This window comes from Bradyrhizobium arachidis (assembly GCF_015291705.1).
GTDB classification, from domain to species: Bacteria; Pseudomonadota; Alphaproteobacteria; order Rhizobiales; family Xanthobacteraceae; genus Bradyrhizobium; species Bradyrhizobium arachidis.
Map to the genome: position 1 here is coordinate 1,761,265 of NZ_CP030050.1, position 17,470 is coordinate 1,778,734.

At 58.2% G+C, this 17,470-nt stretch carries 15 protein-coding genes; 10 read left to right on the top strand and 5 right to left on the bottom strand.

The features are described 5' to 3' along the window. Positions 1-15 precede the first annotated feature (15 nt). The 9 genes from WN72_RS08565 (at position 16) to WN72_RS08605 (ending at position 7,690) form a co-directional block, all read left to right on the top strand. The gene (locus tag WN72_RS08565) at positions 16-636 is read left to right on the top strand and encodes a nodulation protein NolU (protein WP_092218274.1); all 621 of its coding nucleotides are present in this window, start codon (positions 16-18) and stop codon (positions 634-636) included. Then, the gene (gene sctL, locus WN72_RS08570) at positions 633-1,250 is read left to right on the top strand and encodes a type III secretion system stator protein SctL (RefSeq protein ID WP_092218273.1); all 618 of its coding nucleotides are present in this window, start codon (positions 633-635) and stop codon (positions 1,248-1,250) included. The genes WN72_RS08565 and sctL overlap by 4 nt, the downstream gene beginning before the upstream one ends. A gap of 2 nt (positions 1,251-1,252) precedes the next feature. Continuing rightward, positions 1,253-2,608 (top strand): type III secretion system ATPase SctN, encoded by a 1,356-nt coding sequence (gene sctN / locus WN72_RS08575; RefSeq protein WP_092218272.1) that lies wholly within the window; start codon positions 1,253-1,255, stop codon positions 2,606-2,608. After that, positions 2,584-3,120 carry a hypothetical protein gene (locus WN72_RS08580; protein WP_092218271.1) on the top strand — a complete coding sequence of 179 codons (537 nt, stop codon included), beginning with the start codon at positions 2,584-2,586 and terminating at the stop codon, positions 3,118-3,120. Before sctN ends, WN72_RS08580 begins: the two co-directional genes overlap by 25 nt. A gap of 57 nt (positions 3,121-3,177) precedes the next feature. Beyond that, positions 3,178-4,233 carry a type III secretion system cytoplasmic ring protein SctQ gene (gene sctQ, locus WN72_RS08585; protein WP_092218270.1) on the top strand — a complete coding sequence of 352 codons (1,056 nt, stop codon included), beginning with the start codon at positions 3,178-3,180 and terminating at the stop codon, positions 4,231-4,233. Continuing rightward, positions 4,226-4,891 (top strand): type III secretion system export apparatus subunit SctR, encoded by a 666-nt coding sequence (gene sctR / locus WN72_RS08590; protein ID WP_092218269.1) that lies wholly within the window; start codon positions 4,226-4,228, stop codon positions 4,889-4,891. Before sctQ ends, sctR begins: the two co-directional genes overlap by 8 nt. A gap of 1 nt (position 4,892) precedes the next feature. Beyond that, positions 4,893-5,168, top strand: a complete 276-nt coding sequence (locus tag WN72_RS08595; RefSeq protein WP_027563378.1) for an EscS/YscS/HrcS family type III secretion system export apparatus protein — start codon at positions 4,893-4,895, stop codon at positions 5,166-5,168. Between the two features lie 672 nt (positions 5,169-5,840). Next, entirely contained in the window at positions 5,841-6,656 is an 816-nt protein-coding gene (gene sctT / locus WN72_RS08600) for a type III secretion system export apparatus subunit SctT (protein WP_092218268.1), read from the top strand. Next, positions 6,653-7,690: an EscU/YscU/HrcU family type III secretion system export apparatus switch protein gene (locus WN72_RS08605; protein WP_092218267.1), complete on the top strand. Its 1,038-nt coding sequence runs from the start codon at positions 6,653-6,655 to the stop codon at positions 7,688-7,690. Before sctT ends, WN72_RS08605 begins: the two co-directional genes overlap by 4 nt. A 195-nt stretch (positions 7,691-7,885) precedes the next feature. Here WN72_RS08605 and WN72_RS08610 read toward each other — a convergent pair whose 3' ends face one another. From WN72_RS08610 to WN72_RS08625, 4 genes are all read right to left on the bottom strand, one after another. After that, positions 7,886-8,518: a CpaD family pilus assembly lipoprotein gene (locus WN72_RS08610; RefSeq protein WP_092218266.1), complete on the bottom strand. Its 633-nt coding sequence runs from the start codon at positions 8,516-8,518 to the stop codon at positions 7,886-7,888. A 10-nt stretch (positions 8,519-8,528) separates the two neighbouring features. Continuing rightward, entirely contained in the window at positions 8,529-9,941 is a 1,413-nt protein-coding gene (locus WN72_RS08615; RefSeq protein ID WP_244553900.1) for a type II and III secretion system protein family protein, read from the bottom strand. 69 nt (positions 9,942-10,010) lie between these two features. Continuing rightward, positions 10,011-10,700, bottom strand: a complete 690-nt coding sequence (locus tag WN72_RS08620; protein ID WP_027563383.1) for a response regulator — start codon at positions 10,698-10,700, stop codon at positions 10,011-10,013. 1,992 nt (positions 10,701-12,692) lie between these two features. Next, entirely contained in the window at positions 12,693-13,658 is a 966-nt protein-coding gene (locus WN72_RS08625; RefSeq protein WP_167381041.1) for a hypothetical protein, read from the bottom strand. A 521-nt stretch (positions 13,659-14,179) separates the two neighbouring features. Here WN72_RS08625 and WN72_RS08630 point away from each other — a divergent pair. Continuing rightward, on the top strand, positions 14,180-14,620 hold the full coding sequence (locus WN72_RS08630; RefSeq protein WP_092218265.1) for a VirK family protein: 441 nt from the start codon (positions 14,180-14,182) through the stop codon (positions 14,618-14,620). Positions 14,621-15,361: 741 nt separating this feature from the next. On the opposite strand, the gene WN72_RS08635 is transcribed toward WN72_RS08630, so the two are convergent. Next, positions 15,362-17,428, bottom strand: coding sequence for a hypothetical protein (locus WN72_RS08635; protein WP_244553893.1), 2,067 nt, complete (start codon positions 17,426-17,428; stop codon positions 15,362-15,364). Positions 17,429-17,470: the final 42 nt, after the last annotated feature.

Below are 17,470 nucleotides of genomic sequence, written 5' to 3' on the forward strand. Positions count from 1 at the left end.
AGCAGGTCCGTATCGATGGCATCCACTAACCCAACTTATTCACTCAACCCGCATTCCGATCGCCTGCGCGAGCTTGCCGCTTTGATCCATCCCAGCCGGTTTGCCGGCCATCTTGATGGGCTTCTGTCGGACGCCACAGTGCTGCAGTTGCAGAAGTCTCCAAGACTGCAGCAAAGACTGGTCGAATTGCTGCTAGGTAGTGAGCTGGCTTCGAGCGGAACCGACTGGGGTAGGGACGTTCTGCTCGGGCATGAGCCGCGTCGGGCGGCGCTGCTCGCTGGCAGTATCTGGCATGCCCGTTCGGTGCTGAAGCTTGTCTCAAGGCATGATGTAGCGATTCTGATCGAAAACATTGGTGCCGAAGCACATGCTTTCGCAATCCGACACTTATCCAGCGCCGTCGCAACCACATCGATTGACGATTCGCAGAAGCTCGCGAGCCAGATTGAAAATGACGGATTTGCCTGCCTTGGCGCTTGGCTCAAGGACGCATCAGAGCTTGACCGTGTGCGCGTTCTTCTCCGCTTACCTGTGGGGACCACCGCCGAATCTCCGGCAGCCGAACACCACAACTCAGCGGGTCAGTTACTGTCTTTGGTGGTGGCCCACTTGGCCACGCAGGAGCCAGCGGCATGACGGCCAATGAAACAGTCTTGCCATATAGCCCGCAGATACGGCCGCTCGGTCCGCTCATACCAGCCGCGGAACTTGGCATCTGGTACGATGCGGTGCAGACGCGCGCGCTAGCCGAGCGATACCTGCGGCAGGTTCGCAGTTGGGCAAGGAAGGCCTATCAGCAGGAGCGGGAGCGCGGGCACTGCGAGGGTCTAAGGTCAGGCTCGGACGAAATGGCACAGCTGATTGCCCGAGCTGCTTCCGATGTGGCCGGCCGAAAAGCTGTTCTGCAACAGGAGTTACCACAGCTCGTCATTGAGATATTGACCGATTTGTTGGGCTCCTTTGATCCGGGTGAGATGTTGGTAAGAACCGTTCGTCACGCTGTCGAGAAAAGATATGGCAGCGCAGAAATATGCCTTCACGTGTCTCCTGTGAACGCTGATGCACTAAGACATGAATTCCTGGCGTTCGATGGAACGAATAGTCGGCCGAAAGTCAGAATCGATCCGGACCCTGCCGTGGGGCCGGACCAGTGCGTTCTGTGGAGTGAGTTCGGCAGTGTCGATTTAGGACTTGCCGCGCAGCTCCGCACATTGCGTCTCGGCCTTGATCCATCTTCTCAGGAAAGCTAACCGTGACGACGCAACAATCAGGCCATGATCAAGCCGGCGGAGAAGGAGATGTGCATTCGGCGATAGCATCTCTGAGATTCGCAGCAAAGGAGGTCGATACGCGTGCCGTGCGGGGACGGATCACGCGTGCGATCGGCACCTTGCTCCATGCCGTGTTGCCAGGGGCCCGTGTTGGAGAACTTTGCCTATTGCAGGATCACGCTTCCGGATGGTCACTTGAAGCGGAAGTCATCGGTTTGCTGCCGGACGGGGTTTTGCTGACGCCCATTGGCGATATGGTAGGCTTGTCCCACCGCGCGGAAGTGCTCCCAACAGGGCGCATGCAGGAAGTGTCAGTCGGGCCTGGCCTGCTCGGCCGCGTGATCGATAGCTTCGGCCGTCCACTCGATGGCAAGGGGCCGCTAAGGACGGTCCACACTTGTCCGCTCCGCGGCAAGGCGCCCAACCCGATGAGGCGGCGTGGCATCGAGCAGCCGTTTCCGCTCGGCGTTCGCGTTCTGGATGGACTTCTGACGTGTGGCGAAGGTCAGCGCATCGGAATCTATGGAGATGCCGGTTGCGGTAAGTCGACGCTGATGTCGCAAATTGTAAAAGGCGCGGCCGCCGATGTCACCGTGGTTGCTCTCATAGGGGAGCGTGGGCGCGAGGTGCGTGAATTCATCGAACGTCATCTTGGAGATGCCCTCGCTCGCACGATCGTTGTCGTTGAGACATCCGATCGATCGGCAATGGAGCGGGCGCAATGCGCTCATATGGCGACCGCACTCGCCGAGTATTTTCGTGATCAAGGGCTGCAGGTCGTTCTGATGATGGATTCGCTGACCCGCTTTAGCCGTGCGATGCGCGAAATCGGCCTTGCCGCCGGAGAACCTCCCACCCGGCGCGGCTTTCCTCCTTCCGTCTTTGCGCTGCTTCCTGGTCTGTTGGAGCGAGCCGGTATGGGCGAGCGGGGCTCGATCACGGCATTCTATACCGTGCTTGTCGAAGGTGACGGCACGGGCGATCCGATCGCCGAAGAGTCGCGCGGCATTCTCGATGGTCATATCATTCTTTCGCGCGCGCTGGCCTCCCGAGAGCATTTTCCCGCCATCGACGTGCTGTCCAGCCGAAGTCGTGTCATGGATGCGGTCGCCTCTGGTCCACATCGCAAGGCGGCATCCGCATTCCGCGATCTGCTCTCGCGCTACAATGAGGCTGAGTTCCTGATCAAGGTCGGTGAATACAAGCCGGGCAACGATCCACTGACTGATCGGGCAATCGAGTCAATCGAGGAACTGCGCGCATTCTTGCGCCAGGCACAGGACGAGCCGTCGAGCTTTGAGGAGACCGTTTCATGGATGTCGCGTCTGACGGCCTGAATCTCGTGCAAGCGTCGAAATTGCGGCTCGTGAAAGACATGAGAGAGCGAAGCGCGCTTCGTGAATTGTCGAACATGGAAGCCAGGCGCCAAATTGCGGTCGCAGCGCTGCAGCGAGCGTCTGAGAATCTTAAAGGCGCGCAGGATCGTCGCGCCAAGGCCGAAGCTGAACTTTATCAGGAGCTGGCGTCGCTCGAGATGATGTCCGTGACCGAGCTCGATCGTCGCTGTCAACTCGTCCTTGGGCGGCTGGCAGCAGAGATCGAATCGGCACGCCAGGCGCGTGAGCAGGCGCGCATCGCGCATGAGCAGGCCCAGCGGGCGGTGAATGAGGCGCGGACCATATGGGCCAAGCGTTCGGCGGCGAGCCAGAAATGGCAGGAGATTGAGGGCGATGTCCAGCGCACTACCGCTGTCCGTTCGGAGTTTGCAGCCGAAATCGATGCCGACGATGAGGTTTTGCTCCGATATCAGGGTGGTTCGCGCAGCCAGACGGTCGATGACTCGAACTAATGGCTGGTTCTCTTATCAACTCGCGAGCTGCGCCCGCGGAACCTGTCGATAAATGCCATGGGTGAACCCGCACTATATCAGCCAGCGGCAAAGCTGTCGCATGAAGTGGTCTCCTGGCTCAACGAGACCGCCGCACCGCGCACGGTTCTGCAGAGCCGCATTGGCGATAAGCCGCTATCGATCCGTGTGAGCCGGCTTGTTTGGCAGGCCGAGCCATATGCCACGTCGGTGCTCGACTGCGTATTTTGCGCCGAAGGCGAGACCGCTGTGTTGTCCTTGCCCCGCCTTCTCGTCGAGGCACTGATTTCAACGATCCAGCATGGCCTTACTTTACCTTCCGGCCCAACTCGCTCGCTCCTTCTCGAACTTGCACTGGAACCTTGGCTCGCTGCATTAGAGATCGTGCTCGCGCGGAATTTGCAGCTGATCCGCGTCGAAGACACAACGGCCAGAGACCCCTATTTGGAGTTCGACGTTACTTTCGGGCCGCTGGCGGCCAAGGCTCGCCTGTTCTTGTTCGCGCCTCTTGACGGTCTGGTTCCGTCTGCGTTTCGTGTCTTAGGCGAGTTGATCGGCCAATTACCGCGAGATCTAGGTAAGATTTCTTCGGAATTGCCGGTCGTAATTGCGAGAGAGATCGGCTCGCTGCGCGCGCCCATCAAGCTTCTTCGCCAAGCACAGCCCGGCGACGCACTGCTGCCCGAGGTCATTCCCTTTGCCCATGGCCAGCTCATCCTCGCTGCGGACAAGTTGTGGGCGCCGGCGCAGGTGGCGGGCGACAGACTTATCCTTCGGGGACCATTCCGCCTGCAGTCCCATCCTCTAAGGTATGCAAATATGACGATACGCCCCCAAGCTGAACAAGCAATCCCGCCCTCGGAAGCCGACATCGACAGTGTTGAGATCACGCTTGTGTTCGAATGCGGCCGCTGGCCCATAACGCTGGGTACGTTGAGAAGCATCAACGAGGGGCACGTGTTCGAGCTTGGCCGGCCGGTGGACGGTCCGGTCGACATTGTTGCCAATGGTCAATTGATCGGCCGCGGCGACATTGTACGTGTCGGTGAAGCGTTGGGCATCCGGTTACTGAGCAAGTTGGCGCTCAATGGTTGACATTCAACCGAGCATCCTTGCGCTTGTTGCGGCGACCGCCGGTCTTGGCCTGCTGGCGTTCGCGGTTGTCACAACGACGGCGTTCATCAAGGTTTCCGTCGTTCTCTTCCTGATCCGCAACGCGCTCGGCACTCAGTCCATACCACCGAACATCGTTTTGTATGGTGCTGCATTGATCCTTACCATATTCATAGGGGCCCCAGTATTCGAGCAAACCTACAACCGCGTGACCGATACGCAACTTCGTTACCAAACCGCCGATGACTGGTTGACCGCCGCCAAGGAAGGCAGCGAGCCGCTGCGCGCCCATCTCAAAAAGTTCACCACTGAGGAGCAGCGCACGTTCTTCTTGTCGTCGACGGAACATATCTGGTCGGAGGAGATGCGCGCCAACGCAACAGCCGACGATTTTGCGATCCTCGTGCCGTCTTTTTTGATCTCGGAGCTTAAGCGTGCGTTTGAAATCGGTTTCCTTCTCTATCTTCCGTTCATCACGATCGACCTGATTGTGACGACAATTCTGATGGCCATGGGCATGTCAATGGTATCACCAACAATGATATCCGTTCCTTTCAAGCTCTTTCTGTTCGTCACAATCGACGGCTGGTCGCGGCTCATGCACGGACTGGTCTTAAGCTACGCATCCCCGGGGGGGTGAGATGGACGAGGCCAGCATTCTCACCCACCTGAGCCGATCATTAGTCCTGTTCATGATCTGGGTTCTACCGCCGCTTCTGGCAGCCCTCGTGGCCGGATTGGGTATTGGCATCGTGCAGGCAGCAACCCAGCTCCAGGATCAAACCTTGCCGCTTACCGTGAAGCTCCTCGTCGTCGTCGCCGTGCTCGTTCTGTTTGCTCCGGTGCTGAGCGCGCCCCTGATCGAGCAAGCCCAGCGTATCTTTACTGAGTTCCCCGCGCTCACAGCGAGGTATTAGTGCGCGCGGAACGCAAGCCTGTCTACGTTTCAGCTATAGCGTCTCGTTTGTTGGCCCTCATTGCGAACCACAAAAAGCGAGTTCGTCATCTTATCGAAAGCTCGCCTCACTATTATGAGACGGATAGACATCCGAACTGTCCTGTTCGGCTCTATGAGCCCGCCGTATTCGGAGGAAGGATGACTCCATTTGGAATTTCTATCCGTTCGATTCAGGTGTGCTTACGATGTGATGGAATTACCTGCTGAGACCTGGTCCTCGATGCACAGCCTGGCGAGTTGTCGACACAAGTGAACGGGCAACCGCTTTGATTGCAAGCGGCCCCAAGTTTCTGGCATTCTGGTGAATGAGCCTGCGAATGAAGGTGTTGCTCGAGAGCGATCTCCATAGACTGCGAAATTGGCCCTCAGATCTCCAAACCGTGCTGCGGCCGGTGAGAGCGGAAGAAGCGTGGCTTATAGGCCGCGCGCGATTTCGCGGGTGCTCTCATCGAATGGTCTGCGCCCGATGGCGGTAGTCATATGGATAGTTGAAGCCGAAGTCATCTGCCCTGGGAGGCCTGTCGCTCTGCAACCGCTGGGACCCGAGATCTGCAGAGTTCTTGACGTCTCACATCATGGCGACGTGAGTGCGACAGCTGCATTGGCTGAAGGCACGACGAGCTGAGCTCAAATGGATGCCTTGTCACCCACCGAGACGCAAGCTCTGGTTCAGACTGCTGTCGAGTTCGTCGTTGCGGCCGGTCTTGGCGCGGCCCGGGCCCTCGGCATTATGCTGGTTCTTCCGGTATTCACGCGACCGCACATTGGCGGGATTATCCGCGCAAGCGCGACGATTGTGATTGGATTGCCTTGCTTGATGCAGATCAGAAACGGCTTGCAGACACTAGATCCGGGCACCCGTATGGTTGCGGTCTCGCTCCTCGGTTTGAAGGAGATATTTATCGGCCTGGTGTTTGGTTTTCTGCTTAGTATACCACTTTGGAGCATCCAGGCCGTTGGTGACATCATTGATACCCAGCGCGGCATCTCCAGCCAGCTGGACGATCCTGCGACACGCAGTCAAACCGCCGCGATGGGGCTCTTTCTCGGGACTGCCGCGGTTACGATCTTCGTTGTATCAGGAGGTCTGCAGACCATGGTCAGATGCCTCTATGGAAGTTATCTGATCTGGCCCGTGTATCGGCTGCTACCTCCGCTGACCCAGCAAGGGGCAATGGAGTTTATCGGGCTTCTCGACCATATCATGCATACGACTCTCGTGGTCGCCGGGCCCGTGCTGGCTCTGCTGCTTCTGATTGACGTATCCCTCATGCTGCTCGGGCGCTTTGCGCCGCAAATCAAGCTGAACGATCTCTCTCCGACTATCAAGAATGCCGCCTTTGGAATCTTTATGGTCAGCTACGCCGTCTTCCTGATCGAATATATGGGAGCAGAGATCATTCGGTTCAACGGCGTGCTGGAGTGGCTCGAGAAGTTCTTGAAATGAGCGACACGAGCGAAGAGAAAAATCTTCCACCAAGTCACAAGAAGCTGAGGGACGCGCGTAAGAAAGGGCAGAGCCCGCGCAGCGCCGACTTTGTGACCGCGGTAAGCCTTTGCGCTGGTTTCGGCTGCCTGTGCTTCAGGGCGGGCGCGATCGAAGACGGATGGCGCGAAGCTGTGCGGCTCACCGACAAGCTGCAGGAACAGCCCTTCAACAGTGCGGCCCGGCAGGCGCTGGTCGGATTGATGGACCTTTCTATAACAGCCGCGGCTCCCATCCTAGCTGCGGCGGTTGTCGCGGCGATTCTGGCCGGTGTCTTGGCCGGCGGCGGGCTGACGATTTCGGTTGAGCCGCTTAAACCCAGCTTTGAGAAATTGGACCCCGTCAAAGGGCTGAAGCGGATTGTCTCCCAGCGGTCGGTTGTCGAGCTTGGAAAGTCTATCGTCAAAGTTTTGGTTCTTGGCGCCACGTTCGTTTTCACTGTGCTCGCAAGTTGGAGGGCACTGGTATACTTGCCTGTGTGCGATTTGAGCTGCTTTGGTTTTGTCTTTAAAGAGCTCAAAGTGCTGATCGCGATTGCTGCCGGCGCTCTTCTGATTGGCGGCTTGGCCGATCTGCTCATTCAGCGTTGGTTGTTCTTGCGCGACATGCGCATGACGCAGAGCGAAGCCAAGCGCGAGTCCAAGGAACAGGATGGTAATCCGCAGATCAAGGGTGAACACCGTAGGCTCCGTCGGGAGTCGGCGAACGAGTGTCCGCTCGGCATCCATCGGGCGACATTGATACTGACGGGGCGAGCGACATTGATTGGGCTGCGCTACGTGCGGGGCGAGACCGGCGTCCCAGTACTCGTGTGCCGCGGCGAGGGCGAAACGGCTTCACAGTTACTGGCGGAGGCGCGCGCCCAACGTCTGAGCATTGTCGAGGATCATGTGTTGGCGCGTCAGCTGATCCGAAAAGGTGCGATGGGCAAGGCCGTTCCGATGGAGTGTTTCGAGAGGGCTGCAAAGGCAGTCTTTGCCGCCGGCCTAGTTTAGCGTCGCACAAAACAGCGATGCGCTCAAACCTCTGGTCAACGATCCAACTGTCCCAAAACCTAATCTGTAAGCTGCACGATCCCAAGAAAGGATCGAGCAAAGATTGGATTCCCGGAGGCTCGTCGGCCGATTCCAAGACTGATATGGACAAGAATGGCCAACCGACGTTCATGCTGCTCGGGTCTTACGAGCCGCTTATTGGGTTTCTGGCGCAACCCTGTTATGCGTTTCATCCTCCAAATTGCTCCTGTTGCCCCCCGACGTGGCCCCACGTGCGGTGATGGGAAGCACTGCACGATCACCACTGGTCGGCATGACAGCGCCATTGCCTAACAAGTCGCCAGGTTCATTGACCATGACCGCAAGGTTATTCCGGACTGAGCAGCCAAGGGTTGGATTGAACGAATTGTCGTTCACTGTAGGACCGACGATGGAGAGCGATGGGCAGACCGGAGGATGGGCTTCGAAAGTGATCGCTTCGATCCTCACCCCGGAACGAGCCGGCAAATCCACACGAGAAGCGGACAGGCGGATGTTGTAGGTGGCAACGCCCATGGCGCGAGCCTCGTGGGCCACCTGTGCAATGAGTCTGGGCGGGCCGATGACACCCACATGGAGGGCATCCAGCCGGCCGCGACTGGTCGCTGCAATAAAGCTTCGCAGCCGATGCCGTTCGGGGCCACGAAGGCTCTGCAGGAACAGCACGTTACTCTTCTGCTCGACCTGGATCTCTTGGTCAGCCGGCCCGGGCTGGATCGAGGCAGTATTTGCGCAGCCCCCCAATGTTGTTCCAATAACGATCGGGTAGCACAGATGTCGCAAAGTCATTTGCCGATCCTCATTCGATAATAAAGCCCGCGCTGCCGGTCGATCCTGGTGCGCTGGCGCGAGGCGCATCGCGCTCTCGCGGCGGCCGGGCCACCGTGTTCGTCAAAATCCGCCCCGCGTCTGAGGGCGGTGAGATGCGGTCGCTCGGCGCACTCATCCGGTTCGGATTCGGTCCGGGCCGCACGATGTAGGGCGTGACAATAATGACCAACTCGGTTTCACGTTTTTGAAACGATGAGGAGCGAAAAAGCGCGCCCAGGATCGGCACATCGCCGAGCCAGGGAAACTCGCCGATATCAGTGTTGAAGTTGCGCCTGATAAGGCCGCCGATTGCAAAGCTCTGACCGCTGGCGAGCTCGACCACGGTGCTCGCCCGCCGAGTGGAGAGGGCAGGGACCGCCATGCCATTGATTTTGACTTCGCCTTCGCTCGAGAGTTCGCTGACTTCGGGCTTCACACGGATATTGATCTGATTATTGTTGAGAACCGTTGGAACGAACTCGAGGCTCACGCCGAATTGGCGAAATTGGACCGAAACCTGCCGGTTATCCTGCATCACCGGAATAGGGAATTCGCCGCCGGCGAGGAAGCTTGCGGCTTCGCCGGACATCGCCGTCAGATTCGGCTCAGCCAGGATTGAGGCGAGGTGCTCGCTTGCGAGAGCGTCCAGAACAGCGCTCAAGTTGGTGTTGCCGGCGCTAAATCCAATCCCGATCGTGCCGCCGCCGCCGGCTGCGCCGGACCCTCCCCCTTTGCCGGTGACAAGGAAAGCGCCGTTTGGGCTCGAGGCAGTGAAGTTGATGTTGAGATCCTTGGCGGCGATGCGGGAGACCTCTGCCACCCGTACGCTGAGATTCACCTGTAATGAGCCGGCGACCTGGATCTTGTTGACAACCAGCGCGCCAGCCCCAAGAAACTGCTCAGTGACCTTCCTGGCGGTCTCGACGACCTCGGCATTAGGCGCCGTACCGCTAAGGATCGCGCCGCGCGGGGTATAGCTGACCTGAATCGGATAGTCGCCGACCTCGGCCTTCAGCGCGGCCCGCAGATCCTCGATCGGTTGGGTGACGACAACACGCAGCTCGGCGAGAGCCTCTCCATTGTCGTTTAGGGCGAACAGGCTAGTCCGTCCCGACTTTTTGCCAAACACGAAAATCGTGGTGTTCGACGGCGCCTGATAATCCGCAATGGCAGGGTCGGCAATAAAAATGCTCGCAGCCGGTCCGGTCAGATGAACTGTCTTTCCCTGTGAGGAGGTAAGGTTGAGCGTGCCGGTGGTGCTGCCAGGCGCGGCTCGTGGCGGTTCTCCTTTGCCATCTCGCTTTGCCTGAGCCGCGGCAGCAAGCGGAAGTAGCAGAGCAACTGCGCACAGGGCGTAGCAGAGGCGGGGAAAAGCGGCATAATGCGAGCCGCTGGCGACCATCGACGGTCCATCAGCGCCGGCGTCATTGTTGACGAAGTTCAAGGAAGTGCTGCTTTCAAGTTCGATCGGCTAGGCAGCCGATGCTGCGCCAACGAGTTCAAGGGTGTAACCGACACCGCGCGCGGTCTTGATCCTGAGCGTTGCACCCGCCTGGCTCAAATGCGTGCGCAGGCGATAAATCCCGACTTCCAGCGCATTGGTCGAGACCTCGTCGTCAAATGCATACAAGCTTTCTTCGAGCGATGCGCGCGGCACGGTACGGCCCGCGCGGTTGAGCAAATGTTCAAGAATGCACACTTCGCGGCGCGCAATTCTCAGTACTCGTCCACCGACGGAGACTTGTCTCGCGATCGGATCGAAATGCAGATTCCCGAATGTCACCACCGGCGCCGTCATCTGCGTTGATCGTCGCAGAATAGCTCGCATGCGAGCAACGAGCTCGTCGATAGAAACGGGTTTGGGCAGAAAATCATCCGCTCCGGCGTTGAAGATCGCAATCCGCCGACTGAGATCATTGAGATTGCTCATCATCATAGTCGGCATTGATCGTCCTTCGCGCCGCAACTGCTTCAACCAGTCCAAACCATCTCCATCGGGCAAGAAGGAGTCGAGCAGTATCATGTGGTAGTTCGCGCAATCCAACGCGGCCGACGCCTCATCCAGCGTCCGCGTCACGTCGACGGCGAACCCGCAATTCAGCAGCGTTTCCTTCACGGCGCGGCCAAAGTCCGCATGATGATCAACCAGGAGAATTCGCATTCATCGCCTCTCCTCCATCCTTGGCAGGACTTGAGCGTGTCACGCTTGACCATGACGATCGGCGGAACCCAGAGGATGCCGCTTTGGCGTGAATTCGAAAACCCGTGCGCGATACGCAAGAGCCTGTTGGCAGGCAGTGCACGTCCGCCGTCGGCGGATAGGCGGGGGCCTGCGGCGGATGGTTCCAGCCCGCGGCGGGGCTCAAAATCTCCTTTACGCCGGCAAGTGATCGGCAATCTCTCACGAGGACGAGAGCCCTGGCGATGTGCTGATTCATCTGCGGGCTAAACATAGCGATGGCTGCATGCATTACGCGAACGCCTGCAGTGGCGATCGCGCCAAACTCGCGGAGTGAAAGGAAAGCGCAGGCGAGAGCGGCTGTATTTGCCGCCGAACGGACTTGCGAAACCGACATTGGAACTCCCAAATCGTCTTGATCCGCGGTCAGTCCTGCAAGGCTGTTGAGCCCGTAGTGTCGTCAAGTCACTACGATACAAGTTTTCCGCGTTTAAGACAGTTTACGCGCTATGCGGCGGACGACAGGCTGTAAAAGGCCAAGATGCGATGAAACGCTCAACACGCCGATGGGCGGGTTAGACATTGTCTCGCCAGCCGGTGATAATGGCCAAACATGATGTCAACCGTCCTGAAGCTCGGTTACTTCCAAGATTTTCTCCGCGCCAGCCGAGCGAAGGCTGCCAAGGAAGGACAAATTGAGCCTGGCATTGCTGTCGCGCATTGTCTGAGGCAGTGAGGCCGGCTCAATTTCGTCAGACGGGTTGAACGGCGCAAGAACGATCTAGTCTCGAGCTTGGACTCAGCCTGTGATCGGTACGGCGATTGCTCGCCTTGTTCTCGCGCGCTGGATCCTCGCCTGACTGCGAAGAGCGCGCTTCGTCTTGCGTTCACAAAGCAGATTAACGATGCAAGATCTGAATCGGAGCAGTCGAGCAGTGTCCCAAGCCGTATCGGCCGAGCATTGAGATTCTGAGACGTTCGCAATTGTCGCTACCTGTCAGGAAGAGTTCACGCGAGTGGAGTCTGTCGCGAGACTGTCGTAAATCCTACAATCTGACGCTGGGTGAGATTCAAGTGCCTTTAAGGGCTCTTTGTATCGGCGCCATCAACATCGGACTCCTTGTGAGGCAATGACGACACAGTGGGGCCATGCTGCCGAGCTGTGCGAAGGTCAATCGCGCTCTGTCCAAGGTCGTGAGCATTTGTCTGTCCAATCAAGCGTAGCGCCATAACGCCTTTGAAGCGCGCGAAGAGGCAGTCGTTCGGCTGTGACGCCAAAGATCGGCCAATCCAATCTGCCTCATACTCGGCAATTTAGTGGGAAAATCGGGGCGGGCGCGGGACGTCGATGTGACGCGAGACTGCCGATCGCTCGAGCCAAATTGTTCGGTAGGGGACTGAGGAGAGAATCGATTGCCAGACGTCATCTTGATTGCGGTCTCCATACATTGCGATCGACTATGAGGCCTTTCGGCATGCTCGGCAAAATCGATTGTTTTGATGGAACGCATCCAGGTTGCGGATCGACTGTAATGCCATAGCGCCGCTTGCTACGGGTGAGTGAATGTATGATGCGACCGCGGCCGAAACACTGTTGGTTGAGGCGCGATCATTGTCAGAAAGAGTTAGCTAACGCGAGGGATGCTGCGCTTTCAGCGGCTTACCTCGCCAAATCCGCCTGCCAACCCCTGAAGCCGCCTGATAAATTCCTGCCTCGCGACACAATGCACCCAAGATGCCACGATGCTTCAACGAGTGGAAAGGGATGAGGGGACAACATCGGTGTCCTCCTGACCTTCCGTCGGAACTGTCAACCGCTGTACGGCTCGATCGGCGCCTTCATCGGGCCGTCGGTCGCCCCCCTTACGCTTAATCTGTTGTGCATGAGGCGGAGCTGATGCGCCGCTTTTCTTCGTTGCAGGGTGTTGTGGCGCTTGGTCGCCAACGAACCTGCCAAATGGCGCGATCGACCATCTACTCATTACTCTCGCGCTTGTAGGGATTTGCTTCACTACTGGTGCGGTAGCTTTCCAAATTGCCTCCAAGGAACAGGCGCTCGGTTTCGCGGGTCGGCGTTCTGCCCAGTGAGCACATCAAATCGACGTCTCCATCGATGGTGTCCTGATCCTCGGCGTTCATTCCAAGCCCAATGCTACTCAGCACGTCGTCGGGCGTCCAGATTGTGGTCTTCGGTACGGTGTAGGTGTGTAGCGCGTCCGCATTGTTGGCAATCGCTCTCGCCCACGGATCGCGAGAGACGACAAGTTTTGACGGATCCTCGACTAACGATACGAAGGCTGAGACTGTAGTCTTTCCCCGCATATGCCAACCAGCCTGGCGGGCTCGGTCCAGGGGATACCGCTCCAGAGGATCTCCAACGGAAGAATGATCTCGAGCCGTGTTGCGGACATGAGATATTGCACTCGTGTTTTCTTCCGTGTGCGGCTTGCAATCAGTGTCCTGATTCTGAAAACGCCGCAGTGTGACATATGACGACCTCGCCACGTCGTCGAATACACGATCTCGATCAATGGCAGCGTCGGTCGCCGATGACCAACGTGCTGCCTGTTGCGCGGCAAGTTCGATCTCGTTCCGAAGTGCTTCAAGAGTGGCTCCCGTCAGTGTTGCGGCAAGCTGAGCGCGCCCACTGACGTATGATGAGGCTGGATAGCGACTGGGTTCCGAGATCGCCTCGTTTGGCGCAGATGAGGGCGCGGCGCTCGCGGAATCTGCCGCTAAGGAGACTGGCGCCGCGGTGGGGTAGACCGAATCCAAGTCATCTAGAGCCAAGTCATTCAGCTGCTGCTCAAAGTTTGCTTGGTCTTCTGAACTTCTCGCTGCGATGGTTTGGGCGCTAAGCTCGTCCTGCTGTCGACCGACGTGGTGCGGCCGCTGAACCTCAAACGAATTGTCTGCGGCATTCCGTGGATCAACATTCATCTCTCTACTCCCTTCGAAGTGCCGCCTATCGGCGTGGATTGTTGCAGGTGCAGCTTTCGAGAAGCTGACATCGATCAAGCTGGGACCGGGTTCCTCGACCGCCGCGCTGCCTTCGCTTCACCTGTCGCCTAGGGCAGACAGTCCTTTGCAGACTAAGAGGGACACGCAAGCGCATGCGGCTGATCGAGTGCTTCCTTCGTAGATCGTCTGCTCCTGCAGATGTGACGGCTGCATGTCCTCGCTCATTACGCCCGAGTGGACCAGCGCGACCGCTCGTCGTTTGTGGTTTCCAAGCGGCCGACCACCGAACAAATCGTTGTCAACGCCCGCAAGGCGAATGCCCCCAGAACCTGACCTACGAGGTTGTGATGTTGGAATAGCCGTCGCAACTACTTGCGCCTGATTGCGGCAGGCTGTTTTTGTACAGGCGCGAGCGCGCTTGCTGAATGAAAGCCAAACAACGCGCGAGCACGACATCTTGAAAAACGTAAGCTGTAGTACTTATCGAGGGAGAAGAGCATATGAAGATTACCGGCAAAGGACTGACGATCCTGTTGTCCTTGCTTTCGGTCGCAAGCGCTAGCGCTCTGGCGAGAGCCGATGAGCCCTCGCCGAAATACACCGAGGTGCTCAATGCCCTGCAGGCGGGGAAGAATGTGAAGCTCATACTGGACATGAGCCACTGTAGCCCCGCGGAGGGCGGCAAACCTGCATCGGCGACGCAGGCCGGTCTGGTTATCAATGCATTCAGGGTGACGGTCCAGAATGGAATCAGCTTCTCCAATGCTCACCAAACGGTCGACAGCTCTGGACATGCTGTGACCGAGTACATCCGCCATAGCCTTAGCCGCGAAGGCAAGCTGACGGTGCGAGCCTCGAAGCTTGTTGTCGGAACCACCGAGCTTGTGAACCAAGGCGAATTCATCTGCGAACTGCCGGATGGCGCAAAGTTCATCTGGTAACGAAGAGCACAGAGAAAAGGGGCGCTCCGAAGAGTTGATCCGAATCGTGAAGGATCCGAGTTGCGCCAAGTTGCTGCTGTTTGACGAACGTTGGGCGTGAGGGCCGTCGATCTCCATTCGTGTCAGCGATTGGAGGACCGGCGGTTCGGGATGTCATCATGTGGGTTGGAGCCCCGGCTTCTCAGTCGAACGCTCCAGATGAGCGGGACAAGGTACGTCCCCACGCCCTCCGCGGTCCTGTTGGGAGTGTATTTACAAGCCGATCAAGCGGCGGGCTCGCGATGATTTCACTCGACCCTCGGCCCGCCCAGGATGAGCTGGTATCTTTCATGCCGCGTCTTTTGGGGTTCTTTCACTTGAACCTTCCGTGCTGCCGAATGCAGCCGCAGGGGTGATTGAATCACCCCGCTTAAGATCATGCTGTGAATGGCGGCTACGGGGTTTACTCGCCGTCTCAATTGTCGTTCGGACGCGGTTCTGATTTCCGGAAATAGGCGACCCGAGTGGATTCGGGAGTTTGTGGGGCCGCCCGAGGTGCCGACAGCATATCGTTCAGCCAAATTGCGGCCGATGGAAGAGAAGAACGCGGCCACCGGGTAGGCTTTCAGCCGTGTAGGGCTCGCCATGGATCAAAAAGCGGGTCATGGGGACGCCCTGGCTCGGCAGAAGGCCCAGGTTTTGGAGCATGTCAATCACGAGAGTCGAAGCTTCTCGCGGGCCGTGCCTCCAGTTTAGGCCGAATCACTCTCCGAGTTCAGGAACTTGCGGGAGCGGGTGGTGGCCCGAGGGGGGCGCGGCGGACGGCGGTTGGAGGTTCGCCGCCTGCAATTCGAACCCGGAGGGCCGATCAAGCCCAGATGCGAGGCCGTCGTAGGTACGCGGGGAAGCCATCGGAGTCACCGACGCAGCTTCACTCCCCGAAGCGAACCTTGGGTGATGGATGAGTTGAACGTCATTGGATCCTCTCGGCCCCAGCACGGCCGTATAGCGTTCCCCACCAATCTCATAGTTCATGAGCGGATATTGCGCATTAGGCAAGAAGTCCCACTTGCCCAGCTTGGAAAGCATCATGTCGGGAGCGAGCTGGGTGCGATGGGAAAAATCGTTGGGCACTGCGAATGAAACGTCAAATGTATCGCCAACAGCAGGAGAGCGCAGATGGATGAGCTGAAGATCGCTACCCCCACGCGGTCCTAACACGCCCGTATAGCGTTCACCGTGAATGTTGTAGGCCTTAACCCGCTGTGCTGCATCCGGCATCTGACCCCAGCGGCTGAGCCGGGAACGCATCATGTCCGTCGCGGGCTGGTTGCCATGGAAAAAACCTTCGGTAACGTCCATGGAGGCGTCAAAGCTCTCGCCGGCTCTCTCCCCATCTTGATTCATCATCCGTCCAAAGTCTTTTTCAGAAGCTGGACCCTGCGGCCGTGAGCTGGGCTGCCAAATCACGGCACCGAAAGGGTCCGCCCCGCAGGCGCTATGGGTTGTCGCCTCCGTTGCCCCCCATAACTTCGATGCCTGAAGATCGAAAGCAGGCGCAAACTGGTCTCGATCCGCGGCATCGAAAAGCTCTTGCTGGATGACACTTTGCACGTGCGAATGGGTGACTGAACCGGCAGTTGGCCAGCGCACCGGCGCATCGTAGAACGTCGTCGGCAAGCCCCCGCGATCAGCTGCACCTAAAAGCTGTTCCTGGGCGACATCTTGCACGGGTGAGTAGGCGACCGAACTCATGCTCGGCCAAAGCACCGGTGCATTGACTGGCGGCAGGCCCTCGCGATCGGCCGCATCGAAAAGCGCTTCCTGAGCGAAACTCTGCAGGGGCGAGGGGGCGGCACGCATTCCCTGCCAAAGTGCCGGCGCATCGACGCTGGAAGGTGGAGGCACATTGTTTTGGCGCACAGCGTCGAAAAGCATATTCTGGGCGACACGTTGCGCGGGAGAACGAGCGGTTAAACCCGTTCCCTCCCAAAACTGCTGAGCATTGAAGCCGCCCGCCGGCAATGAGCCGTCCGCGTTCCCTAAAGGCTGCTCACGTTCGAAAAGCTGGACGGGCAAATCGGCGGCCGGCTGCATTGACCGGCGCGAATCGCCCACGTAACTCGGCGAGTTGTCCCGCCCCGCGGTTCGGCGGTAGTCGTTCAGCCTGTTCAACGCGTAGATGAGCTTCTTGTCGTTCGGAAACAAAGCATCGGCATAGCCGAGCAGCGCTTTGTGGCTGAGCTTGGCAATCGACAAGGGGCGCAGTGCTGCCGCCAGCTTGCGGAGACTGCTAGCGTATTTTCCAGCGGTTTTTGCGTCCATTGCTCGACCAAAGGCCGCCTCGGTCGCCTCTCTGATGAGATTGGTATCTTCCTTGGACGGACGATAATGTGTTCTGAGCGGCGGAGCGGTATCGCTGGGCTCCCGGTACCTACTCACCATTGACAATGCAGAGAAGATCACCTTGTCTTTTGGCAGTAGCGTCTTGGAGCGATCGAGCAACGTGTCGTCATCGAGCTCAGCAATCGAGTGACCAGACTGCTTCAGCAGCTCTGCCAATTTGCGAAGCCGGCGGTCATAGATTTCAATGGAAATCGCATTTGGCGGTGGGCCTCGGTGAAGGGCAGCACCAGACGCTGCTTGGATGAGGCGATCGTCTTGTTCGGTGATGTCATAAAGCCCGCTATGGGAATATACCGGGCCAAGCTGTCGCACCTCTCGCACGTGTTGCTCGAACACCGCTTGCGGTTCTTTGGGTTGTTCAACCGTGGTATCTGACGTAGCGGAATCTTTATACGCTGGGTTGATCGCGTTGTTTCGATCCATGCTGCAGTCCGCTCGCTTCGTTTCCTCGTTCTTTCGCTACCC